At 72.2% G+C, this 21,663-nt stretch carries 18 protein-coding genes and 1 pseudogene; 5 read left to right on the forward strand and 14 right to left on the reverse strand.

What is annotated here, in order from left to right:
• The first annotated feature begins 122 nt into the window (after positions 1–122).
• On the forward strand, positions 123–497 hold the full coding sequence (locus N8I86_RS07900) for an RNA polymerase-binding protein RbpA (RefSeq protein ID WP_009187548.1): 375 nt from the start codon (positions 123–125) through the stop codon (positions 495–497).
• Between the two features lie 103 nt (positions 498–600).
• Here N8I86_RS07900 and fxsA read toward each other — a convergent pair whose 3' ends face one another.
• The 4 genes from fxsA to N8I86_RS07920 all read right to left on the reverse strand — a co-directional run bounded on the left by fxsA (position 601) and on the right by N8I86_RS07920 (position 4,697).
• Positions 601–1,152, reverse strand: coding sequence for an FxsA family membrane protein (gene fxsA / locus N8I86_RS07905; RefSeq protein ID WP_263277478.1), 552 nt, complete (start codon positions 1,150–1,152; stop codon positions 601–603).
• A gap of 70 nt (positions 1,153–1,222) precedes the next feature.
• Positions 1,223–2,017, reverse strand: a complete 795-nt coding sequence (locus N8I86_RS07910) for a polyprenol monophosphomannose synthase (protein WP_073899290.1) — start codon at positions 2,015–2,017, stop codon at positions 1,223–1,225.
• Positions 2,018–2,553: 536 nt separating this feature from the next.
• Positions 2,554–4,167 (reverse strand): amidohydrolase, encoded by a 1,614-nt coding sequence (locus tag N8I86_RS07915; protein WP_073899292.1) that lies wholly within the window; start codon positions 4,165–4,167, stop codon positions 2,554–2,556.
• An 89-nt stretch (positions 4,168–4,256) separates the two neighbouring features.
• Positions 4,257–4,697 carry an Lrp/AsnC family transcriptional regulator gene (locus N8I86_RS07920; protein WP_073899294.1) on the reverse strand — a complete coding sequence of 147 codons (441 nt, stop codon included), beginning with the start codon at positions 4,695–4,697 and terminating at the stop codon, positions 4,257–4,259.
• Between the two features lie 245 nt (positions 4,698–4,942).
• Here N8I86_RS07920 and N8I86_RS07925 point away from each other — a divergent pair, with 245 nt between their 5' ends.
• Positions 4,943–5,377 (forward strand): hypothetical protein, encoded by a 435-nt coding sequence (locus tag N8I86_RS07925; protein ID WP_073899296.1) that lies wholly within the window; start codon positions 4,943–4,945, stop codon positions 5,375–5,377.
• A 21-nt stretch (positions 5,378–5,398) separates the two neighbouring features.
• Here N8I86_RS07925 and N8I86_RS07930 read toward each other — a convergent pair whose 3' ends face one another.
• The 3 genes from N8I86_RS07930 to N8I86_RS07940 all read right to left on the reverse strand — a co-directional run bounded on the left by N8I86_RS07930 (position 5,399) and on the right by N8I86_RS07940 (position 9,128).
• Positions 5,399–6,493 carry a phosphotransferase family protein gene (locus N8I86_RS07930; protein WP_263277479.1) on the reverse strand — a complete coding sequence of 365 codons (1,095 nt, stop codon included), beginning with the start codon at positions 6,491–6,493 and terminating at the stop codon, positions 5,399–5,401.
• An 11-nt stretch (positions 6,494–6,504) separates the two neighbouring features.
• The gene (locus tag N8I86_RS07935; RefSeq protein WP_263280081.1) at positions 6,505–7,545 is read right to left on the reverse strand and encodes an Rv3169 family protein; all 1,041 of its coding nucleotides are present in this window, start codon (positions 7,543–7,545) and stop codon (positions 6,505–6,507) included.
• A 410-nt stretch (positions 7,546–7,955) separates the two neighbouring features.
• Positions 7,956–9,128, reverse strand: coding sequence for an acyl-CoA dehydrogenase family protein (locus N8I86_RS07940; RefSeq protein ID WP_073899302.1), 1,173 nt, complete (start codon positions 9,126–9,128; stop codon positions 7,956–7,958).
• A gap of 328 nt (positions 9,129–9,456) precedes the next feature.
• On the opposite strand from N8I86_RS07940, the gene N8I86_RS07945 reads away from it, so the two are divergent.
• Entirely contained in the window at positions 9,457–10,695 is a 1,239-nt protein-coding gene (locus N8I86_RS07945; protein ID WP_073899304.1) for a glycoside hydrolase family 18 protein, read from the forward strand.
• A gap of 56 nt (positions 10,696–10,751) precedes the next feature.
• On the opposite strand, the gene N8I86_RS07950 is transcribed toward N8I86_RS07945, so the two are convergent.
• The 5 genes and pseudogenes from N8I86_RS07950 to N8I86_RS07970 all read right to left on the reverse strand — a co-directional run bounded on the left by N8I86_RS07950 (position 10,752) and on the right by N8I86_RS07970 (position 15,981).
• Positions 10,752–11,411, reverse strand: a complete 660-nt coding sequence (locus N8I86_RS07950) for a TetR/AcrR family transcriptional regulator (protein WP_123438542.1) — start codon at positions 11,409–11,411, stop codon at positions 10,752–10,754.
• A gap of 74 nt (positions 11,412–11,485) precedes the next feature.
• Positions 11,486–11,626, reverse strand: a complete 141-nt coding sequence (locus N8I86_RS07955; protein ID WP_107423822.1) for an SCO1431 family membrane protein — start codon at positions 11,624–11,626, stop codon at positions 11,486–11,488.
• Between the two features lie 107 nt (positions 11,627–11,733).
• Complete coding sequence (locus N8I86_RS07960; RefSeq protein WP_073899308.1) at positions 11,734–13,101, reverse strand: peptidase C39 family protein; 1,368 nt, start codon at positions 13,099–13,101, stop codon at positions 11,734–11,736.
• Between the two features lie 339 nt (positions 13,102–13,440).
• On the reverse strand, positions 13,441–14,982 hold the full coding sequence (locus tag N8I86_RS07965) for an amino acid permease (protein WP_073899310.1): 1,542 nt from the start codon (positions 14,980–14,982) through the stop codon (positions 13,441–13,443).
• Between the two features lie 44 nt (positions 14,983–15,026).
• Positions 15,027–15,981: pseudogene (locus tag N8I86_RS07970) on the reverse strand (hypothetical protein).
• Between the two features lie 201 nt (positions 15,982–16,182).
• Here N8I86_RS07970 and N8I86_RS07975 point away from each other — a divergent pair.
• Together N8I86_RS07975 and N8I86_RS07980 are read left to right on the forward strand one after the other, a co-directional pair.
• Positions 16,183–16,863 carry a uridine kinase family protein gene (locus N8I86_RS07975; RefSeq protein ID WP_382988474.1) on the forward strand — a complete coding sequence of 227 codons (681 nt, stop codon included), beginning with the start codon at positions 16,183–16,185 and terminating at the stop codon, positions 16,861–16,863.
• Positions 16,864–17,294: 431 nt separating this feature from the next.
• Entirely contained in the window at positions 17,295–19,157 is a 1,863-nt protein-coding gene (locus N8I86_RS07980) for an AAA family ATPase (protein WP_073899314.1), read from the forward strand.
• 74 nt (positions 19,158–19,231) lie between these two features.
• On the opposite strand, the gene N8I86_RS07985 is transcribed toward N8I86_RS07980, so the two are convergent.
• Together N8I86_RS07985 and N8I86_RS07990 are read right to left on the reverse strand one after the other, a co-directional pair.
• Positions 19,232–20,320, reverse strand: a complete 1,089-nt coding sequence (locus N8I86_RS07985; RefSeq protein ID WP_073899316.1) for a hemolysin family protein — start codon at positions 20,318–20,320, stop codon at positions 19,232–19,234.
• On the reverse strand, positions 20,317–21,651 hold the full coding sequence (locus N8I86_RS07990) for a hemolysin family protein (protein ID WP_073899318.1): 1,335 nt from the start codon (positions 21,649–21,651) through the stop codon (positions 20,317–20,319). The genes N8I86_RS07985 and N8I86_RS07990 overlap by 4 nt, the downstream gene beginning before the upstream one ends.
• Positions 21,652–21,663: the final 12 nt, after the last annotated feature.

Genomic DNA, 21,663 nt, shown 5'->3' on the forward strand with positions numbered 1-21,663 from the left:
ACGGCGACGCGTGACCCGGAACGGGACACGGAACGGGAATCTTTACCGCCGACCGGACGTTGACCGGATGACGACGACAGCGACACCTGTCCTGTGGGCGACAAGCCCGGGAGGCACGATTCATGAGTGAGCGAGCTCTTCGCGGTACGCGCCTCGTAGTGACCAGCTACGAGACGGACCGCGGTATCGACCTGGCTCCGCGCCAGGCCGTGGAGTACGCATGCGAGAAGGGGCACCGCTTCGAGATGCCCTTCTCGGTCGAGGCGGAGATCCCGCCGGAGTGGGAGTGCAAGGTCTGCGGGGCCCCAGCACTCCTCGTTGACGGCGACGGCCCTGAAGAGAAGAAGGCCAAGCCCGCGCGTACCCATTGGGACATGCTGATGGAGCGGCGCACCCGTGAGGAGCTCGAAGAGGTCCTCGAGGAGCGCCTGGCGGTTCTGCGCTCGGGGGCGATGAACATCGCGGTTCACCCTCGGGACAGCCGCAAGTCCGCGTAACACCGCAGACACAACCGCGGGCGCCGTACATCACGTACGGCGCCCGCGGTTTTTCATGCTCTGTCGCGGCGGGCGGTCCGGCGCGCCGGACCGCCCGCCCGGCTCAGCGCGTCAGCGGCGGCCGCTGCTCCCCCGCCTCCGGACGGTCCTCGCGGATGACCTCGCCCTGCACCACCTTGCCGTCGGGGCGGTGCATGCGGGCCTGCTGGAAGGCGTCACCCAGGCTGCCGGGGGTGGCCCTGCGGAGCCGCTTCTCCACGGCACTCTCGGCGTAGCGGCTCACGGCCTTCTGGACCGGCGGGACCAGCAGGAGCAGACCGATGGCGTCGGAGATCAGGCCCGGGATGATCAGCAGCAGGCCGCCGAGCATCATGAGGCCGTTGCCGCCGCCGCGCTCGGGGGATCCGCCCCGCTGAAGGGCCTCGTTGAGGCTCTGGAAGGCGCGACGGCCCGCCCGCTTGATCACCACGGAGCCGGCCACGACGCCGGCCACGAGGAGCAGGAACACGGTGGGCCCCCCGGCCGCGCCCGCGACCAGGGTCAGCAGCCAGATCTCCAGCACCAGCCAGGCGGCCACACCGAGCGGCAGATACCTGCGCAGCCCGGAGCGCCGGGGGCGGGCGGTGTACGGAGAGGTGGGAGCGCCAGTCGTCATGCTCCCAGTGTGCCTGGCGGCGGCTCAGCGCGGGATAAGGGGCTGACCGGGGAAAACGGAGCGGTGCGGACTAGGCCTGCTTGCCCTTGCCGGTGATCTTGTCGACACGGTCGCCCACGCCCCAGGCGGTGACCCGCCACAGCGCCTCGACGACGATGTTCTTGCTCATCTTGGAGTCACCGAGCTCGCGCTCGACGAAGGTGATCGGCACCTCGACGACGTGGTAGCCGGCCTTGACCGCGCGCCGCGCCAGGTCGACCTGGAAGCAGTAGCCCTGCGAGGCGACCTCGCCGAGGCCCAGGCCCTCCAGCGTCTCGCGGCGGAAGGCGCGGTAGCCACCGGTGATGTCGCGCAGCGGCAGGTCCAGGGCGAGGCGGGAGTAGAGGCTGCCGCCGCGGGAGATGAACTCGCGCGACTTCGGCCAGTTCACCACCCGGCCGCCGGGCACCCAGCGCGAGCCGAGGACGAGGTCGGCACCCTTGAGGGCGGTGAGCAGGCGGGGCAGTTCCTCGGGCTGGTGGGAGCCGTCGGCGTCCATCTCCACCAGCACGCCGTAGCCGTGCTCCATGCCCCAGCGGAAGCCCGCGAGGTAGGCGGCGCCCAGGCCTTCCTTGCCCTTGCGGTGCAGCACCTGCACGTGGGCGTCGTCGGCGGCGAGTTCGTCGGCGAGCTTGCCCGTTCCGTCGGGACTGTTGTCGTCCGCGATGAGCACGTGCGCCTCGGGGACGGCCTTGCGCACCCGGCCGACGATGGTCTTGATGTTCTCCGCCTCGTTGTAGGTCGGAATGATCACCAAGGCCAGGCCGAGCGGACCGAACTGTCGCCCCTGGGCCTTGGCCGCGAGGGTCCCGTCGCCGTCGTTCACTGCTGCCCCTTCAATGTCGTACGCAGGGATCCACCATAGTGGCCGCGGCCTGGCATGACGCGCCGACGCGGTCCCCCGACGGTGTCGATTGCACAAAAGCGGGGTAAGAAGCCCGGTTACGGCACCGCGTGCCGCTACGGATGGGGGCCCGGCGCCCTTCGGGCCGACCTGGGACCCGCTGGCTGCGGATCGACCGAAAGCCGTTGTCTACTGAGCGCCCGGGCCCCACCCGGGTCACACCTGGCCGACCGGCTGGAAGGTTCCCCCGTCGGCGCGGGCGCTGAGCCTGGCTCCCAGTGACGGTGCCCCGGTGCGGCACACCGTCCCTGACCCAGCGGCGCTGCGACGAGTTGCGTGAACGCTCCCCGGTCGGGCGTCCGGTGGTGGACTCGGCCGAACCTACCGGCCCCCGGCCGCCGACTGTCAACACTCCCCTGACCTGCGCGGACAGCGGCTTCCTTGCGGTGCGGGCGGAGGATGCGCAGGTCGGGCGACGCGGCGGCCGGGATCGACCGCCACCGCGCCACCCCGGTAGATCACTCGCCCGGCCGTACGAACACCGTCCGGCCGCCCACCACGGTCCGCAGGCAGACCGGCAGCTCACGGCCCGGGGTGAGGTCGGGCAGGCCGGGGGTGCCGGAGCGCGGGTCCGTCGACCAGCGGGCGACCCGGTCGTCGGGTGCCTGCACGACCAGTTCGTCGGTGCGCCAGACGGCGTAGTCGGCGGGCGCGCCGGGCACCAGGGCCCCCGCGTCGTCCCGTCCCACGGCCCGCCAGCCGCCGCGCGTGTGCGCGGTGAAGGCGGCGCGGACGGAGATGCGGTGCTCGGGCGTGTGGTGGAAGGCCGCGGCACGGACCGTGCCCCACGGGTCGAGCGGGGTGACCGGGCTGTCGGAGCCGAAGGCGAGGGGCACACCGGCCCGCAGCAGAGCCGCGTAGGGGTTGAGGGTGCGGGCCCGCTCGGCACCGAGGCGCTGGGCGTACATGCCGTCCTCGCCGCCCCACAGGGCGTCGAAGGCGGGCTGGACGGAGGCGATCAGGCCCAGCTCGGCGAAGGCGGCGACGGTCCCGGGGGTGAGCATCTCGGCGTGCTCGACACGGTGGCGGGCGGCCCGGACGCGGGCGAGGCCGACCTTGTCGGCGGCGGCGCGCAGGCCCTCGACGACGGCGGTCACGGCGGCGTCGCCGATGGCGTGGAAGCCGGCCTGGAGACCCGCCTCGGTGCAGGCGACGACATGGGCGGCCACGGCGTCGGCGTCCAGGTAGGCGGTGCCGCTGTGGCCGGCGTCGGCGTACGGCTCGTGCAGGCAGGCGGTGTGCGAGCCGAGGGCGCCGTCGGCGAAGAGGTCCCCGGCCGCGCCCGTGGCCCCGAGCTCGCGTGCCCTGGTCACGCCCTCGTCGCCCTGCTCGGCCCAGTAGCCGACGACGCGGGGGCCGGGGATCTCGCCGGCGAGGCGCAGCAGCGCGGTGAAGTCGTCCGCGGAGGAGATCTGCGGGCCGCCGCACTCGTGCACCGAGCCGATGCCGAGGGAGGCCGCGTGGGCCAGGGCGGTGCGCTGGGCCTCGGCGCGCTGGGCGGGGGTGATGGCGGCCAGGGCGGCCTCGCGCACGGTGTGGTGGGCGTCCGCGGTGAGCGGGGCGTCCTCGCGCGGGACGTCGGCGGACACCAGGTCCAGCAGGGCGGTGGTGACGACCGCCGAGTGCACGTCGATGCGGGAGAGGTACAGCGGGCGGCCGCCGGTGGCCTCGTCGAGCTCCGCACGGGTCGGCGGCCGGCCGCCGGGCCAGCGGGCGGCGTCCCAGCCGTGGCCCAGCAGGACCCGGTCGCCGGGGCGGGCGGCGGCGAACTCCCGGACCAGGGCGAGGGCCGCGTCCAGGGACGGGGCCGTGGACAGGTCGAGGCCGGTCAGGGCGAGGCCCGTGGCGGTGGTGTGCACATGGGCGTCGGTGAAGGCGGGTGTGACCAGGGCGCCGTCGAGGTCGACCACCTCGTCCACCCCGTCGGCGAAGGCGTCCGCGGCGCCCTCGGAACCGACCCAGGAGACCTGGCCGCGCTCCACCACCATCGCGGTGGCGAAGGGGTCGGCGGGGCTGTGCACCTCCCCGCGGCGCAGCAGGACGGTCTTGGGCTCGGCGGACTGCTCACTCATGACCGACAGTCTCTCGCGTGCGCGGGGCGCCGCGGGCACCGGGGCGGCGCGCCCGGAGGGCGGGACGCCGGGTACGTGGCGTCCCGGGTTCAGATCTTCGGCGGCCTGGCCTCGTACGGGGTCGACAGGACCACCGTCGTGCGGGTGGAGACCCCGGCGAGGGAGCGCAGCCGGGCCAGCAGCTCCTCCAGCTCGTGCGGGGTGGCCACGCGCACCTTGAGGATGTAGTTCTCGTCGCCGGCGACGCTGTGGCAGGCCTCGATCTCGGGGACGCCGGCCAGGCGTTCCGCGATGTCGTCGGGGGCGCTGGGGTCGAAGGGTTTCACCGAGATGAACGCGGTGAGCGGGAGCCCCACGGCCTCCGGGTCGACCACCGCGGCATAGCCGCGGATGACTCCACGCTGTTCGAGCCGGCGCACCCGCTGGTGCACGGCCGAGGTGGACAGGCCCGTGGCCTTGCCCAGGTCTGTGTAGCTCATCCGCCCGTCCTTGACGAGCAGCTGCACGATCTGACGGTCCAGCTCCTCCATGGCGCCAAAACCTACCGTGCGGGTGATCTCCTCGGATAGCCGAGAGCGCAGGTCATGGCCGGTTCGATACAAAAAGCACCGTGGCGGTCCCCCCGCCGGGCACCTGCGCACGGCGTGTGACGAACACCACATGGCTGGAACAGGCTCTGTGATGTTCTCGTGATTACCGCCGAGGGCTGACGGGAAGTGCTTGGTGTGGTCGAGGCCGCAGTGCCGTCACGGCCCAGCCTTAGGGGGAGAATCCCATGCAGAGTGTCAACCGCCCTGGTCGCTCCACGCCCAAGCGGCAGCAGCCGGTCGTCGAGCCCGAGCCGGAGGGCGTCGAACCCGACGCCCTCGACGAGGAACTCGACACCTACGACACCTTCGAGATGTACCGGGTGATCTGCCCGGACTGCGCGCAGCCGATCGCGCTGCTGGCGGACGAGGAGGCCCTGCCGGAGCACGCGCTGTGCGCCACGCCGTGGAACCCGTTCGGGCTCACGGTCTGCGCGGGCACGGGCCGTGCGGCGGCCGAGGCCCGCCCCGCGGACGAGGACTTCACCCCGCAGGAGCAGGACACCGCCCTGCTGCTGACGCTGCCCCAGGGCCTGGACTGGCGGACGCAGCCCTTCTCGCACGTCGGCGGTCCCGGCTCGCGCCCGATGCGGGCGGCGGAGATGCGCCGCCAGGCTGCCTGAGGCGCCCGCGCAAGGCCCCGCTCAGTACGGGTGACTGCCCTGCACCATGGCGCGCAGACTGTCGTGGTGCAGGATCAGTGCGTCCGGGTCCGCCGGGACGTCGACCTCACCGAAGTACGCCTGCCGGTAGGCGATGCGCAGCATCACGATCGCGTGCCGCAGTGCGGCGTAGAGGATGTGGAAGTCCATGTCCCGCGGGGTGTGGCCGGTCAGCCCGGCGTAGCGGGCCTCGACGCGGTCGCGGCGCAGGAGGCCGGGCAGCCCCCGTTGCCCGGAGCCGGTCGTCAGGTCGTGGAAGAAGCGGTGCAGGTAGATCGTCCAGCCGAGGTCCACCTCGCGCGGGGCGAGCGCCGCCATCTCCCAGTCCAGTACGGCGACCGGGTCGAACCCGTCGTAGACGATGTTGCCGATGCGCGCGTCGCCCCAGTTCAGCACCACCTCGCCGGGGTCGCGGGGCCACATGTCCTCCAGCCGGTCGAAGGCGGCCTCGATGAGGGGTGAGCGGGCCAGGCCGTCGATCACCCACGCGTAGTAGGCGCGTTGGGCGGTGACGTGCCGGCGCAGTGCGTCGCCCTCGCCGGGCAGGTCGAGGAACCGGGCCTCGCCGACGGGCACTTGGTCGTGCAGGCGGGCCAGCAGCCCGATGGTCGCGGCCTCCAGCCGCTCGCGCTCGTCATCGGTCGCCGTGTACAGCCAACTGCCCTCGTACGTGTACGGCATGACGTCCGGCGGCACGCGTCCCTCGGCCCGTGCCATGACGAAGAACGGCGCTCCGAGCGGGCCCGGATCCTCCTCCAGCCAGAGCGTCCCGGGCACGGGCACGTCCGTGTGGTCGGCCACCAGGCGCAGGGTGCGGTACTGCCGGGCCATGTCGTACTCCGGGAACACGGTGTAGGCCGCCGGGTCCGCGGCGAGACGCAACGCGCAGGCCCGCACCGGGGTTCGCGGGTGATCGATGTCGAACAGCAGGGTCTCGCTGGACATGCCGTTGGAGGCCGGGACGGTCACACCGGTGGCCCGGGCGCCGGGCAGCCGGGTGCCGAGCCAGGCGGTCAGGCGGCGGGTCAGTTCCCCGGGGTCGCGGGTGGTGGTGCGGGGACGCGGTGCCGTGGCCATCTCGTCCTCCTTCAGGGTGCGACCGAGTCGAATCCGGTGAAGCCGCTCGGGTCGTGCCGGCCGAAGGTGCCGTGCTCGAAGATCCCGTAGCCGGTCCGCCCGTCGAGCCGGAACCGGGCGGAGTGGTCGGTGACGCCGTAGGCGGCCAGGGGGTCGGGCGACGTCATGTCGTAGGTACGGCGGTCGGTCCAGCCCCGGCCCTGCCAGGTCCCGTGCTGCCAGTCGCCGGCGGGCGGATAGCCCGCGCCGATCGCGAGCGGGGAGGAGGTGAGGATCTCCACCTCCAGCACCCGCGGTGCGCGCGGGTCGCCGAGGTGGACGACGGCGCGCTCGGGGTGCCGGGTGCCCGGGCGGTAGCCGATCTCGGTGTACGGCCAGCCGAGCTGCCGGTCGCGGTGGCCGGGGCGGACGAGGGTGGCGTCGCTGAGGGAGCGGTGGCCGTCGGCGTCCTCCTGGGTGACGACCATCAGGAAGCGGTCGTCGAAGGCGGCCGGGCACCAGATCCAGTGGAAGCCCTCGGCGGGGTGGTCGTCGGCGAGCCGTCCGCCCTCCTCGCCCGGCATGGGGCGCACCCCCCAGCTGCGGTCCCGGGTGCCGGTCCAGCCGTCGGAGGAGACGGCGAGTTCCTCGCCGGCCGCGCGGATGACGCCCGCGACCGTCCCGGCCTGGACGAAGCGCCGGCCCTCCAGGGTGAGCCGGCCGCCCCGGCGCTGGAGGTGGTGCGGCTCCCACAGGGCCGGGAAGGCGGCCGTCCAGGTGAGGTCGTAGGCGAGCGACTCGTCCTCGCAGACCAGGCGCAGGCGGCGCAGCGGCTCCTGGACCTCGATGCGCAGCGGCCCGACGGCGAGCCGCATCCGGTCCTCGCCGAGGGCGTCCGAGGCGCGGACGGCGTGCAGGACGTCGCCGGTGCGGAGGGTGGCGTAGGCGTCGACGACCCCCAGGTTGGGGTAGACGCCGAGGCCGAGGATGAGCAGGGCGCGGCCGGTGTGGTCGAGGACGTGGAAGATGCAGCGGTCGTAGGCGTTGCGGTCCCCGGTCGCCACGTGCTTCATGGACAGCGGCACCTGGTGCACGGGGTACTCGTCGAGCGGTACGGGTCGGTCGTCGTCGGCCACGGACACCCCCCTGGAGACGGTCAGCTGACGGTACGTCAGATGACCGGAGACGGCCAGAGGGGGGAAGGAGGTCGGCGGTGAACGCACGCGCGATTCGGCCCGGGGGTAACCCGCGGCACCCGCGTCACGTTCTTGGGGTATGACCCCCTTGCACACGGTCACCGGGCGTCCGCGCCGCATCTTCGTGCCCCGCCCGGCGCAATCGGTTCCGCCGCCGCCTCCCCCGCAGGACCCGCCCATCTACCGCGATCTCCTGCGGGTCTGGGCCGACGGCGGCCGCACCCTGCCGGGCCGCCACGACCCGGAGTGGGTCAGGCTGGCGGCCCCCACGGTCCTGCGGGGTCAGTTCAGCGAGCCTCGGGTCCCGCCACGTGACGGGCGATGACCATCCGCTGGATCTGGTTGGTGCCCTCGACGATCTGCAGCACCTTGGCCTCGCGCATGTAGCGCTCGGCCGGGAAGTCGGCGGTGTAGCCGTAGCCGCCGAGTATCTGCACGGCGTCCGTGGTGACCTTCATGGCCGTGTCGGTGCAGTGCAGCTTGGCCATGGCGGCCTGCTTGGCGAAGGGCCTGCCCGCGTCGCGCAGCCGGGCCGCGGCGAGGTAGAGGGCGCGGCCGGCCTCGATCTGGGTCGCCATGTCGGCGATCATGAAGCGCAGGCCCTGGAAGTCGGCGATGGGCCGGCCGAACTGCCGGCGCTCGGTGGCGTAGGCGACCGCCTCGTCGAGCGCGGCCTGGGCGAGGCCGACGGCGCAGGCCGCGATGCCCAGCCGGCCGGAGTCGAGGGCGGCCAGGGCGATGGCGAAGCCCTGGCCCTCCTCGCCGATGCGCCGGTCGTCGGGGACCCGGACGCCGTCGAGGTGGACCTGGGCGGTCGGTGAGCCCTTCATGCCCATCTTCTTCTCGGGGAGCGCGCCGCTCAGCCCGGGTGCGTCACCGGGCACGAGGAAGGCGGTGATCCCGCGCGGGCCGTCCTCGCCCGTACGCGCCAGCACCGTGTAGAAGTCGGCGATGCCGCCGTGCGTGATCCAGGCCTTCGTGCCGTCGAGCACCCATGCGTCGCCGTCGCGGACGGCCTTCGTGCGCAGGGAGGCCGCGTCGGAGCCCGAGGCGGGCTCGGAGAGGCAGTACGCGCCGAGCAGGCCGCCGCCGAGCATGGCGGGAAGGTGCTCGACCTGCTGCTGCTTGGTGCCGTAGCCGGCGAGCGCGTGACAGGCGAGGGTGTGCACGCTGACGCCGAGACCGACGGTGAGGCGGGCCGAGGCCAGCTCCTCCAGGACCTGGAGGTACACCTCGTAGGGCTGGTCGCCGCCGCCGTACTCCGCGTCGTACGGCAGGCCGAGCAGGCCGGACTCGGAGAGCAGGGTGAAGACGTCGCGCGGGAAGCGTCCCGCGTCCTCCTCCTCGGCCGCCTTCGGCGCGATCTCGCGCTGGGCGATCTCCCGGACGAGTGCGAGCAGATCCCTCGACTCTTCCGTCGGCAGTTGACGCTCCACCGGCTGCGGGTCGCGGTCGGACATGGCGTCGGTCTCCTCCCTGTTCGGGCACCGGCGGTACGGCCCGGGGTGGGGGGCGGCTCCGCCTGATCGTCGGATCGCCGAAGGCGCCCGCCTCCGGGTCTCGGAAGCTGCTGACCAGCGGCTGCGCTGTGAGTATGCCCGATCGGCGTGCTCGCGTCACCAGTTAACGACCGCTTACTTCGGATATCCGGCGGCGATGTCCCGACAGCCTCGATTGGTCCGAACCATTGACCTAATGGTCTAGTCCTCCTACTGTGCATGACCAACGCTTTACCGCGTTCATGCCAATCGGCGCGCGTTCCCCTCTCCCCCACGAGGAGACACACCGATGCACACTCCCCACCGCCCCCGCGCCCGGTTCCGGGCGCTCGTCGCCGCCGCGTGCGCCACCGTCCTCGGCGCCGGACTGCTCGCCGGCGCGGGCACCGCGACCGCGGCCGCCCCGGCGGCGCCCCAGGTGAAGGCCGGCTCCAAGGTCGTCGGCTACTTCACCGAATGGGGCACCTACGACCGCAAGTACTACGTCAAGAACATCGAGACGTCGGGCTCAGCGGCCCGGCTGACCCACATCAACTACGCGTTCGGCAACGTCACCGGCGGCAAGTGCGCGCCCGGCGACTCCTACGCGGCGACCGACCGCGCCTACACCGCCGCCGAGTCCGTCGACGGCGTCGCCGACACCTGGGACCAGCCGCTGCGCGGCAACTTCAACCAGCTGCGCAAGCTGAAGAAGAAGCACCCCGGCCTGAAGGTCCTGTGGTCCTTCGGCGGCTGGACCTGGTCCGGCGGCTTCGGGGAGGCCGCGAAGAACCCGGCCGCCTTCGCCCAGTCCTGCTACGACCTGGTCAAGAACTCCAAGTGGGCGGGCGTCTTCGACGGCATCGACATCGACTGGGAGTACCCGAACGCCTGCGGCAACACCTGCGACACCAGCGGACGGGAGGCCTTCAAGAACGTGATGGCAGCGCTGCGGTCGAAGTTCGGCTCCGGCAGTCTGGTCACCGCCGCGATCACGGCCGACGCCACCGCCGGGGGCAAGATCGACGCGGCGAACTACGCGGGCGCCGCGGGGTACGTCGACTGGTACAACCCGATGACGTACGACTACTTCGGCGCCTGGGACGCCACCGGCCCGACCGCCCCGCACTCCCCGCTGAACTCGTACGCGGGCATCCCCAAGGCGAACTTCCACACCTCCGCGACCATCGCCAAGCTCAAGGGTCTCGGCGTCCCGGCCGCCAAGCTGCTGCTCGGCATCGGCTTCTACGGGCGCGGCTGGACCGGGGTCACCCAGGCGGCCCCCGGCGGCACCGCCACCGGCCCGGCGGCCGGCACATACGAACAGGGCATCGACGACTACAAGGTACTCAAGGCGAAGTGCCCGGCGACCGGCACGGTGGGCGGCACGGCGTACGCCAAGTGCGGCAGCGACTGGTGGAGCTACGACACCCCGGCGACCATCGGCACCAAGATGGCGTTCAAGGACCAGCAGGGCCTCGGCGGCACCTTCTTCTGGGAGCTGAGCGGCGACACCGCGGGCGGTGAGCTGATCAGGGCCATCCACTGACCCGGCCCACGGGGCGAGGGCGCGGAGGACCACGAGCCTCCGCTCCCTCGTACGCGTCAGCCTTCCCGGCGGGCCGCCGGCGGGGCCGGGTGCGCCGGGTCGAGTTCCTCGATGGCGCGCAGGGCTCCCCCGAGCGTCTTCACGAGCAGCTCGCGCATGGCGTCGCGGGAGAGTTCGGGGCGCGCGATCCAGTCGAGGGTGGCGCCCTCCACGCTGCACACCCAGGCGAGCAGGCCCATCCGGGCCAGCGGGGCGATGTCGGTGCGACCGTAGGCCCCCTCGGCGATGGTGGCGACGATGGCCTCCCGCACGCCGTTCCGGACGTCGTGCACCTCGGTGTCGAAGCCGACGCCCCCGCTGACGATGGTGCGGTAGGCGGCCTGATGGTGCTCGGCATAGCGCAGATAGCTGTCGACCGTGCGCTGGACCCGGTCCTTGGCGGGCAGCTCGGTGCCGCTCGCGGCGAAGGAGACGAGGTCGGCCACGGAGTCCTGGATGATGGCCAGGTAGTAGCCGCGCTTGGACCGGAAGTAGTAGTAGATCAGCCCCTTGGCGACATGCGCCTGGCGGGCTATGTCGTCCATGGAGAGCGCGTCGTAGGACGTATCCGCGAACAACTTCCGTCCGATGGCGATGAGTTCGGCACGGCGCGCCGTGGATCGCTCGGTGCCGCCCACCCGGGGACGGGCGGCGGCACGCTGCTGAGGCATATTCACTTTCGACCCTGGTCCGGTAGGTCGGTGGGACAGCCGCAGTATGTCAGAACATGCCGGCTCGGTGAGGGCCCGGGTCAGAGCAGCCCGAGCCGGGTCACGAGCATCGCGACCACCACCACGAGGACCCAGCCCATGACGTGCTCGAGGATCTTCGGGCCGTCCTCCTGGGGGCCGCCGGTGCGGACGCGGGTGGCGGTGGCGGGGTGTGCGGTCATGGTTTCTCACAGAGGTCGGACGTACGGAGTGGAGTCCCCCCACCCATTTGTCCACCTTGCCACCCGCGACGGCTTTCGCGGCGGAGACGTTGCTCACACGGGCCGGGTCAGCGCACTCCCACCGCGGCGAGCGCCTTGCGCTGGCGGGGGCTCGGGTGCGCGGGGAAGTAGAGGTAGCAGACCCCGCCCGTGCCCGAGGACACACCGCCGGAGGCGTTGTACCGCTTGGTCCGGAGCCAGATGTTCTCGAATTCCCGGCGCAGGTAGACCCGCCGTACCGCGTCGTCGCCCGGCGAGGCCGGGTCGTTGGCGATCACGTCGCCGTCCGCGGTGAAGCCGATGACCGTCATCAGGTGCCCGGAGGTGCCGTAGCCCGCGCCGGTCAGCTCGGTCTTGAGGAACGACTGGGACGTTATGGCCGGGATGCCGGCGGCGACCAGGGTCTCCAGGTCGGTCAGCGAGGCGAGCCGGGTGACCACGCCCTGCAGGCCGTGGAAGGTGGCCGCGTAGGCGGCGTTGAAGGGCCAGTTGCCGCAGCCCTCGTACTGGTAGTCGTAGGTGAAGCGGGCCGCGTGGTCCACCTGCGGGTCGGCGTAGGACGGGTCCACCCAGGACAGCTGCTCGGGGGTGAGCCGGCCGCCCCAGTACTCGATGATCATCTGCGAGGAGGTGGGGCTGCACCACGCCTCGCCGCCGTTGTCGAACTGCGGGTACTGCCCCTTGTGGATCTCCTGCGAGTAGCGCGGTACGGCCAGCTCCTGGGCGAGGCCCGGAGTGGAGGCCGGGACCGTGAAACGGTCGGGGATGTCGGAGCCCATGGCCCCGAGCCGCCACACCGTGGGGGTCAGCCGCGTGCCGGGCTTGCGGTAGAGGGTCAGCCGCAGCCGGTACGACGTCAGGCGCAGGCCGGTGCTCGCGTCGTCGATGGAGAAGGTGTCCGTCCAGATGGTGCTCCGGCCGTCCGTCTGGTCGTCCACGGAGGTCCGCTTGATGTCCTGGTCGCCGGCCGCCCAGCGGCCCATCACGTACCAGGGGGTGTCGGTGCCGTCCGAGTAGGTGCCCCGCAGCTCGACCTGGATCCAGGTGCCGTCCGGGGTGTGGGCGTTCCAGGAGGCGACGACCTCGGTGGCCGGGACGGTGAGCCGGTGCTCGCCCGAGGTCCAGGTGGCGTACTCCCACTCGGCGGTGGTGCCGGTGTGCGGGTCGGTGTAGTCGCTGCGGCCCGCGGGGACGGCGATCACGACGCCCGGGCGGGCGCCCGAGACGGCCCGGGTGCCCTGGGATGCGCCGGAACGCCACTCGTGGTGGGTGGTCCAGGCGTGGTAGTCGATCGGGCGGGCCGGCGTCGGACCGGAGGCCCGGGTCCGGACGGCGGTCGGCTGTGCGCTGGCGGTGGTGGCGCTCGCGCCGGTCACCGCGGCGGCGACGGCGACGGCCAGGACGGTTCTGCGGGACGGCTGTTCGGCTCTGCTCATGGGCGCTTTGACCCCCAGGGGTGCGAGTCGGGGCTGGTCCGGTGCACGGTGTGTGGGCCAACTATGGATCAGGCGGCATGCCCCTGCCAGCACTTCCGCACATGCGGCGCGATGAATATTGGTCTGCGCCACTGAAAGGGGTTTCCGGGGCGGGGCCGGACCTCCCACGAGGGTGGCGGGACGGCCGAGGCGGAGATTCCCGCCAGGTGCCCGAAGGCCCCGGCGCGTGCGGGTCGCGCGCCGGGGCCGGGGTGGCCGACGGGCCGGGCCGGGGACGACCCGGCCGAGTCGATGCGTCGGACGGTGGCCGTGGGGCGGCCGAATGGATCGGAGGGCGGGTCAGACCAGGTCCATGGCGGCCACCTCGTCCGGGCGGCCGTAGCTGACCGGGCCCTGGAAGCGGCGGCGGGCCGTGGCGAACCACCACACCGTGGCCACGAGCAGGACGACGGCGAGGGCGATCGGCGCGTAGTTGAAGGAGTCGACGGTGATCGGCGACGCCTGCGGCAGCATGAACAGCACGCTGCTCACCAGGATCCAGACCACCGCGAGCCACCCGATCGGCCGGCCCCAGCGGCCCAGGTGCCAGGGACCGGGCCGGAACGCGTCACCCAGCCGGAGCCGCAGGAAGATCGGCACCGCGTAGGCGAGGAAGAGGCCGACCACGTTGACGCTGACGATCGCGGTGAACGCCGTGTGCGACCACCAGCCGGGCACCACGAGGACCAGCGAGCAGCCCACCGCGAGCCACACCGCCTTCACCGGCGTACGGGTGCGCAGCGAGACCGAGTGCCACCAGCGGGAGCCCGGCATGGCGCCGTCCCGCGAGAAGGCGAAGATCTGCCGGGTGTTGCTGGTGAGGTTGGCCAGACCGCAGAAGAGCATCGCGCCGATGACGATGAGGAGCATGACCTTGGCGACGCCCAGTCCGAGCCCGTCGATGAGGATCTGGACGGGCGGCGTACCCGACCCGGCCACCTTGGCGTAGTCGCCGATGCTGTAGACCAGTGCGAGCATCAGGATCAGCCCGGTGATCGCCGAATAGCCGATGGCCCGGGTGATCCCCTTGGGGGCGTTGACCGTGGCGCCGACCGTTTCCTCGGACATGTGGAAGCTGCCGTCGAAGCCGGTGAAGGTCCAGCTGGTGACCAGCAGGCCGAGCATGCCGCCGTAAAGCCCGTTCGTGAAGCCGGTGTTGTTCTCGAAATGCGTCACGAAGGACGCGGGCTGATGGTGATCGGGCATCACTACGAGTGCGCCCACGATCACGACGAGTCCGATCAGCAGCCACCACACGGAAATCCGGTTCAGGACGGCGACGAGCTGGACGGTGTAGGTGTTGGCGAGCCCCTGGAGCACGATGATCAGGGCCGTGATCAGCACCGTCTGGTGCACGGTCGGCTGGTAGGAGGGCCACTGCAGCTGCACGAACGCCTGGATGAAGGTGGCCGCCGCATAGCCGGTGGCGGCGGTGCCGCCGATCTGGCCCACGAAGTTCAGCCAGCCGGTGAACCACGACCAGGCGCCCTTGTGCCGCTTGGCGAGTTTACCGGCCGAGAAATACAGCGCACCACTCGTCGGATAGGCGGAGGCGACTTCCGCCATGGCCGCACCGATGAGCAGCACCATGACGGACACGCCTATCCAGCCGAACACGAGAACGCGGGGGCCGCCCGCATTCATACCGAATCCGAAGGACGAGAAAATACCCGAGAGGATATTGATGATGGTGAAGGAGATCGCGAAATTGTCGAACGCCTTGAAGCGCCGTGTGAGTTTCCGCGGATAACCCATCGCGTGCAGGGTCGCGTCGTCGTCGAGCACGACCGGGGCGTCGCCCGCGCGGGCCTCGGTCCGCGGCGTCGATGTCCGTTCCGACACAGATCGGCCTTTCTCTCCGGGGGAAGGTGGGGGGACGTGCGGGGTCAGGCCGGTCCGGGCACGGGCAGTCCGCAGGCGCGCCGGGCCCGGGAGAGCTGCTCGACGGGGTCGCCGAAGGCACTCCAGGGCATGCGCGAGGCGTACGGTCCCATCGCCGCGAACACGGCCCGGGCCTCGAACTCGCGCTGGGCCATGACCAGCGCGTGCGCGAGGTAGGCCAGGTCGAGCACCGGGGTGAAGCGGTAACCGGCGACCGCCGGCAGCCAGTTGTGGTAGATCGCGAGCGCGGTGGAGCGCCACTGGGGCTGTTCCCAGACCCGGTCGGCGAGCAGCTGGGTCGGGTTGTAGCTCTCCACCAGGGCCACCAGGGGCAGGAGCCGCAGGGCGGAGTCGGCGGGCGCCCGCTGACTGAGGAAGGCGGCGACGTCCCAGGCGGCGTTGACGGAACCGCCGTGCCGTGTGAAGAAGCAGGACAGAAAGCGGTGGTGGGCCTCGCGGTGCCAGGGGTCCAGGGACAGGACGTGCGCGAACAGCCGCCAGGGGCCGGGCGGCGCGGTGAGCAGCCCCTGCGGGGCCGGGTCGCGCAGCCGGTGCAGCCGGGCCATGGCCAGCTTGGCGACCCAGGGGTGGGGTCCCGGGGGCCGCGGCGGCGGCCCGGTCGCAGGCCGTCAGCGCGATCCGCTCCAGCGCCTGCGCACGGTCGTCCCGCTGGTCGGCGGCCCGCAGGGCGCGCTGCACCGCGACCCGGGCCCACATGAGCGCCGCCTCGGGCGACGGCTCCTCGTCCAGCCAGCGCTCGACCAGGTCGGTGCCGGCCGCCTCGGAGGCGAGGACGAGTGAGCGGTGGGCGCGCAGGGCGAAGTCGGCACGTGTCTCGGCCAGCGCCTCGTGCGCGTGCCGATATCGTCCGGCGCGCACATCGACGCAAACGCTTGCCAGGACACGGTCGTCGGCCGCCGGGTGCCACACATACTGCCCCTCGAATAACTCCGCGGCCATCTCCACCCGTCCGTCCCCGTTCGACGCGTCGCAGTTGCGCAGAAGGCACCTTACTCAGCGGCGGGCGCACCCGGAACGCCGAATTCGACATATCGGTCAGGGGATTCGGAATGTTTATCGAAGACATTGACTGGACGCCAGCCGATGGTTCAAATTGCGACGTCCTTTGGCCCGATCCCGTGGGTGGTGGGGGCCTCCTGGGTGCCGTCACTACACTGTTTCCGTAAAACCCCCACACGGCACCACACCTCGGGATTCACCATTCACGACCTCGCCGCCCGGCTGCGCGGGCTACCCCCCTCCCTGGGGCCGGTCCGGCTGATCGGCGTCGACGGGCACGCCGGCTCCGGGAAGTCGACCTTCGCCGGGCGGCTGGCGGCCGCGCTCGGTGGAGCGCCGGTGCTCCACCTCGACGACGTGGCGAGCCACGAGCAGCTCTTCGCGTGGACCGACCGGCTCATGGCCCAGGTGATCCGTCCGCTCGGCCGCGGTGAGAGCGCGTACTGCGCCCCGTACGACTGGCGCACCCGCGCGTTCGGCGCGCCGCGGCCGCTGCCGGCGGCGCCCGTGGTGCTCATCGAGGGCGTCGGGGCCGGGCGCCGGGCACTGCGGCCGTATCTGGCGCGGCTGCTGTGGATGGAGCTGCCGCCGGAGGAGTCCTGGGCGCGGGGCCGCTCGCGCGACGGGGCGGAGCAGCGCGCGTTCTGGGACGGATGGATCCGGGCGGAGCAGGCGCACTTCGCCGCCGACCCCTCACGCCCCCATGCCGATCTGCTGATACTGCAGAAAGCGGAGGGGTACGAGGTACTGCCGGGGCCCGGGTCGACGCCTGGACCGGACCATACCGCTACCCAGAGTGAGGGGCCATCGGCGATGTGGTGAAGGTGTGAAAACCCCCGTGGCCGAACTTCTCCGAGTGCCTCAACTTCGCTTGACCCGCAGCCCGGACAGGACTTACGTTCTCAATGTGCGGCCATTTGGAGCCGCCCCTCAGACGCGAAGCCCCCGGTTGTTCCCCCGTGATCGGGGGCTTCGTTCTGTCCGCAGCCGCCTCTCCGGGCGCCGCGCGCACCGATCCGCTCACCCTCGGTCACCGAATCGTGTGCGCCCCGTCTGCTCCCACCTCCCTCGACGGCCTGTGCCGCACCCTTCGGAACGCGGTCTCCCCGCGGGTACGATGCCCTCGGTGCGACCTTCGAGCTGCTGCCTGGAGCACCTGCAACTCCGGTCCGCGGCACGGCGGTTCGACGGCGGCGGCCGTCGGGTGCCTGCCCGGTGGTGAACCACGGGGACACGGTCTGTGGGGGGACGGGATGGACTTCGGCACGCAGGGCCCCGAGGCCCCGGCCGATCTTGCCTGGCTGCGGGGGGTCGACGCCTACACGGTGGGTGCCTACCCGCAGGCCGAGGAGGAGTTCCGCACCGCGGTGCGGATGGATCCGGGCATGGCCGACGCCTGGCTCGGGCTGCACGCGCTGCGCGTCGACACGACGACCGCGCTGCTGCGGATGTTCCGGCACCGCGAGCGCTTCGGGGAACAGCGGGCCCGGCACCGCAGGACCCTCAACTCCTGGTACTGGCTGGGCTGGTGGGTGCAGCCGGTGCTGGAGAGTCCGCGGGACCTGCTGCTGGCGCACGCCTCGCACTGGCTGGACGGCCGGCACGTGCCGGAGCTGGACCGGGCCCTCGCCGGGCTGCCCCCGGTCGACACCGACCCGCAGGTCCGCTTCCTGCACGCCTGCCGTGCCTATCTGGTCAAGGACTGGGAGCAGCTGGTCCGGCACACCGATCCGCTGCTGGACGACACCCTGCTCGGCATCGAGGCCGGACTGTTCGGCGGCATGGCCCGGGTCCGGCTGGAGATGTACGGACAGGCCGAGCCGCTACTCGCCGCGGCGCTGATGCGCTGCCGCAGCGAGCAGCCGCAGCGCAAGGAACTGCGGTACTGGCTGGCGCGCGCCCACGAGGGGACCGGCCGCTCGGCCGCCGCCCTCCCGCTGTACCGCGCGGTGCACCGGGTCGACCCGGCCTTCATGGACACCTCGGCCCGGCTCGCCGCGATCGCCGAGGGCGACGGGTTCGACGACGCCGCCGATCTCGCCGCGATCACCCTGACCGGTGCCGGGCAGGACACCGCGGACGGGCCCGACCTCTTCGATCCGGTGTTCGGCATGGAGGGCCGTGATCTGCGGCTGCCCGAGCCGGACCTGCCGACCGGTCCCCTGCCGTCGGTGACCGATCCGGTGGTGCGGGTCAAGACCGGCGTGAGTTCGTCGGCGATCCCCGCCGGGCCGACCGATCCGGCACTGCTGGAGGAGGCTCTCGCCGAGCTGGAGCGGATGGTGGGGCTGGAACCGGTCAAACGCCAGGTCAAGGCGTTGTCCGCGCAGCTGAACATGGCCCGGCTGCGGGCCGGGCAGGGACTGCCGGTGCAGCCGCCGAAGCGGCACTTCGTCTTCTCCGGGCCGTCCGGGACCGGCAAGACCACGGTCGCACGGATCCTCGGACGGGTGTTCTACGCCCTAGGCCTGCTCGGCGGGGACCACCTGGTGGAGGCCCAGCGGGCCGACCTGGTCGGTGAGTACCTCGGACAGACGGCCGTGAAGGCCAACGAGCTCATCGACTCCGCGATCGGCGGGGTGCTGTTCGTGGACGAGGCGTACTCCCTGTCCAACTCCGGGTACGGCAAGGGGGACGCGTACGGCGACGAGGCCCTGCAGGTGCTGCTGAAGCGGGCCGAGGACAACCGCGACCACCTGGTGGTGATCCTGGCCGGCTACCCGGAGGGCATGGACCGGCTGCTGGCGGCGAACCCGGGGCTGTCCTCCCGCTTCACGACCCGGGTGGACTTCCCCTCCTACCGGCCGCTGGAGCTCACCGACATCGGCAAGGTGCTGGCGGCCGACAACGGTGACCGGTGGGACGAGGAGGCGCTGGAGGAGCTGCGCTCGATCGCCGGGCACGTGGTCGACCAGGGGTGGATCGACGAGCTGGGCAACGGGCGGTTCCTGCGGACGCTGTACGAGAAGAGCTGTGCGTACCGGGATCTGCGGCTGTCGACCTGCGTCGGCTCGCTGTCCCGGGACGACCTGGCGACACTGCGGCTGCCGGACCTGATGCAGGCGTACGGCGAGGTGCTGTCGGGGCGGGGCCCGCAGGATCCGCCGGCCGGGTAGCCGACGGTGTCCCGGTCCCCCGGCCGGTGCCGGGGCCCGCGTGCGGTCGCGCGGATCCCCGGACACCGCCCGGGCTAGCCGGCGAGCGCTCCCTCCGGCTCGCCGCTGCCCCTGGGCTCGGTCAGCCTGACGTCGGGCACCTCACGGTGCGCCGGGTCCCGTACCTCGCCGACCAGCAGTTCCAGTACGTCCTCCAGGGCGACCAGACCGAGGACCCGGCCGGTGGGGTCGGCCACCTGGGCCAGGTGGGTGGCCGCCCGGCGCATCACCGTGAGCGCGTCGTCCAGCGGCAGCTCGGCGCGCAGGGTGGTCATGGGGCGCCAGACGTGCTGGGGCACGGCGCGTTCGGAGTCCTCCAGGTCGAGGACGTCCTTGACGTGGACGTATCCCATGAAGGGCCCCTTCTCCCCCGCCGCTACGGGGAAGCGTGAGAAGCCCGTTCGGGCGGTCAGCTCCACGATCTCGCCCGGGGTGACCGAGGGGGCCACCGTGACCAGGGACTCCCGGCGCAGCAGGACGTCCGTCACCGGGCGCGAACCCAGCTCCAGGGCGTCCTCCAGCCGCTCCTGCTCCTCGGGGCCGAGGAGGCCCGCCTGACCGGAGTCCTCCAGCAGGCGGTTGAGCTGCTCGGTGGTGACGACCGCCTCCACCTCGTCCTTCGGCTCGACGCGGAAGAGCCGCAGGATGCCCTGGGCGCAGGCGCCGAGGGACACGGTGATCGGCTTGCAGAGGCGGGCGAAGTAGACCAGGCCGGGGCCGAGCCAGAGTGCCGCCTTCTCGGGGGCCGCCATCGCGAGGTTCTTCGGCACCATCTCGCCGATGACCAGGTGGAAGAAGACCACGGCGGCCAGGGCGATGACGTAGCCGAGGGGGTGCACCACGCCGTCCGGCAGGTGGATCGCCTCGAACAGCGGTTCCAGCAGGTGGGCCACCGTCGGCTCGGCGACCGCGCCGAGCGTCAGGGAGCAGACGGTGATGCCGAACTGCGCGGCGGCCATCATCTGCGGCAGCCGCTCCAGGCCGACCAGCACCTGGCGGGCCCGGACGGTGCCGAGCGGTTCGATCTGGCTGCGGCGCACCGAGACCAGCGCGAACTCGGCGCCGACGAAGAAGCCGTTGGCGAGCACCAGCAGCGCGGCGAAGAGCAGTTGGAGGACGCTCATCGGACGGCCTCCATGACGTTCACCGCGGGGACCGTCCGGACCAGGCGGACCCGTTCGGCGCGGTAGTGGCCGACCTGCCGGACCGACAGGCGCCAGCCGGGCAGTTCGGCCCGGTCGCCGGGCGCGGGAATGCGGCCGAGCAGGTCGGCGACCAGTCCGGCGACGGTCTCGTACGGCCCCTCGGGCACGTCGAGGCCTATGCGCTGGAGGATGTCGACACGGCAGCTGCCGTCCGCGTCCCAGGCGGGCCTGCCGTCCTCGGGCGGGGCCGGGGCCAGCTCGGGCATGTCCTTGGCGTCGTGCTCGTCGCGGACCTCGCCGACGAGTTCCTCGACGATGTCCTCCAGGGTGACCACACCGGCCGTGCCGCCGTACTCGTCGACGACGACCGCGATGGGCTGCTCGCTGCGCAGGCGGGCGAGCAGGGGCTGGACGGGCAGGGTCTCGGGCACGAGGAGGGCCTTGCGCATGATGCGGCCGACCGGTGTGCGCAGCCGGTCGTGCACGGGAACCGCCAGCGCGTCCTTGAGGTGGGCCATCCCGACGATCTCGTCGATCTTCTCCCGGTAGACGGGGAAACGGGACAGTCCGGTGGCCCGGGTGAGGTTGACCACGTCCTCGGCGGTGGCCGAGTCCTGCAGGGCGCTGACCTTCACCCGGGGGGTCATGACGTGCTGCGCGGTCAGCTCGCCTAGGGACAGGGTGCGGACGAAGAGGTCGGCCGTGTCCTGCTCCAGGGCGCCGGCCTGCGCGGAGTGCCGGGCGAGGGACACCAGTTCGCCCGGGGTGCGGGCGGAGGCCAGTTCGTCGGCCGGCTCGACGCCGAGTGCGCGGACCAGCCGGTTGGCGACCGTGTTGAGTGCGGCGATCACCGGCCGGAACAGGCGGGAGAAGTGGTGCTGGGGGCCGGCGACGAAGCGCGCGACCTGCAGCGGCTTCGACACCGCCCAGTTCTTGGGTACGAGTTCGCCGATCACCATCTGGATGGCCGAGGCCAGCAGCATGCCGACGACCACGGCGACGCCGGAGACGGCGCCCTCGGGGATGCCGAGCGCGGCGAACGGGCTGTGCAGCAGCCCGGCCAGGGCCGGTTCGGCGAGCATGCCGACGACCAGGGAGGTGATGGTGATGCCGAGCTGGGTGCCGGAGAGCTGGAAGGAGAGCTCCTTCAGCGACTCCACGACCGTACGGGCGCGGCGGTCGCCTTCGGCGGCGGCCCGCTCGGCGTCCGGCCGCTCGACCGTGACGAGGCCGAACTCGGCGGCCACGAAGAAGCCGTTGGCGAGGATCAGCAGGAGGGCCGCTCCGAGGAGCAGCAAAGAGATGGTCACGCTGCCACCGCC

The sequence above is a fragment of the Streptomyces albidicamelliae genome, assembly GCF_025642175.1.
GTDB lineage: Bacteria > Actinomycetota > Actinomycetes > Streptomycetales > Streptomycetaceae > Streptomyces > Streptomyces albidocamelliae.

Excerpts from the sequence above, each read along its gene's own strand:
- N8I86_RS07900 (WP_009187548.1), top strand. The coding sequence starts at position 123 with ATGAGTGAGCGAGCTCTTCGCGGTACGCGCCTCGTAGTGACCAGCTAC.
- fxsA (WP_263277478.1), bottom strand. The coding sequence starts at position 1,152 with ATGACGACTGGCGCTCCCACCTCTCCGTACACCGCCCGCCCCCGGCGC.
- N8I86_RS07915 (WP_073899292.1), bottom strand. The coding sequence starts at position 4,167 with ATGAGTGAGCAGTCCGCCGAGCCCAAGACCGTCCTGCTGCGCCGCGGG.
- N8I86_RS07920 (WP_073899294.1), bottom strand. The coding sequence starts at position 4,697 with ATGGAGGAGCTGGACCGTCAGATCGTGCAGCTGCTCGTCAAGGACGGG.
- N8I86_RS07925 (WP_073899296.1), top strand. The coding sequence starts at position 4,943 with ATGCAGAGTGTCAACCGCCCTGGTCGCTCCACGCCCAAGCGGCAGCAG.
- N8I86_RS07930 (WP_263277479.1), bottom strand. The coding sequence starts at position 6,493 with ATGGCCACGGCACCGCGTCCCCGCACCACCACCCGCGACCCCGGGGAA.
- N8I86_RS07935 (WP_263280081.1), bottom strand. The coding sequence starts at position 7,545 with ATGAAGCACGTGGCGACCGGGGACCGCAACGCCTACGACCGCTGCATC.
- N8I86_RS07940 (WP_073899302.1), bottom strand. The coding sequence starts at position 9,128 with ATGTCCGACCGCGACCCGCAGCCGGTGGAGCGTCAACTGCCGACGGAA.
- N8I86_RS07945 (WP_073899304.1), top strand. The coding sequence starts at position 9,457 with ATGCACACTCCCCACCGCCCCCGCGCCCGGTTCCGGGCGCTCGTCGCC.
- N8I86_RS07955 (WP_107423822.1), bottom strand. The coding sequence starts at position 11,626 with ATGACCGCACACCCCGCCACCGCCACCCGCGTCCGCACCGGCGGCCCC.
- N8I86_RS07960 (WP_073899308.1), bottom strand. The coding sequence starts at position 13,101 with ATGAGCAGAGCCGAACAGCCGTCCCGCAGAACCGTCCTGGCCGTCGCC.
- N8I86_RS07980 (WP_073899314.1), top strand. The coding sequence starts at position 17,295 with ATGGACTTCGGCACGCAGGGCCCCGAGGCCCCGGCCGATCTTGCCTGG.
- N8I86_RS07985 (WP_073899316.1), bottom strand. The coding sequence starts at position 20,320 with ATGAGCGTCCTCCAACTGCTCTTCGCCGCGCTGCTGGTGCTCGCCAAC.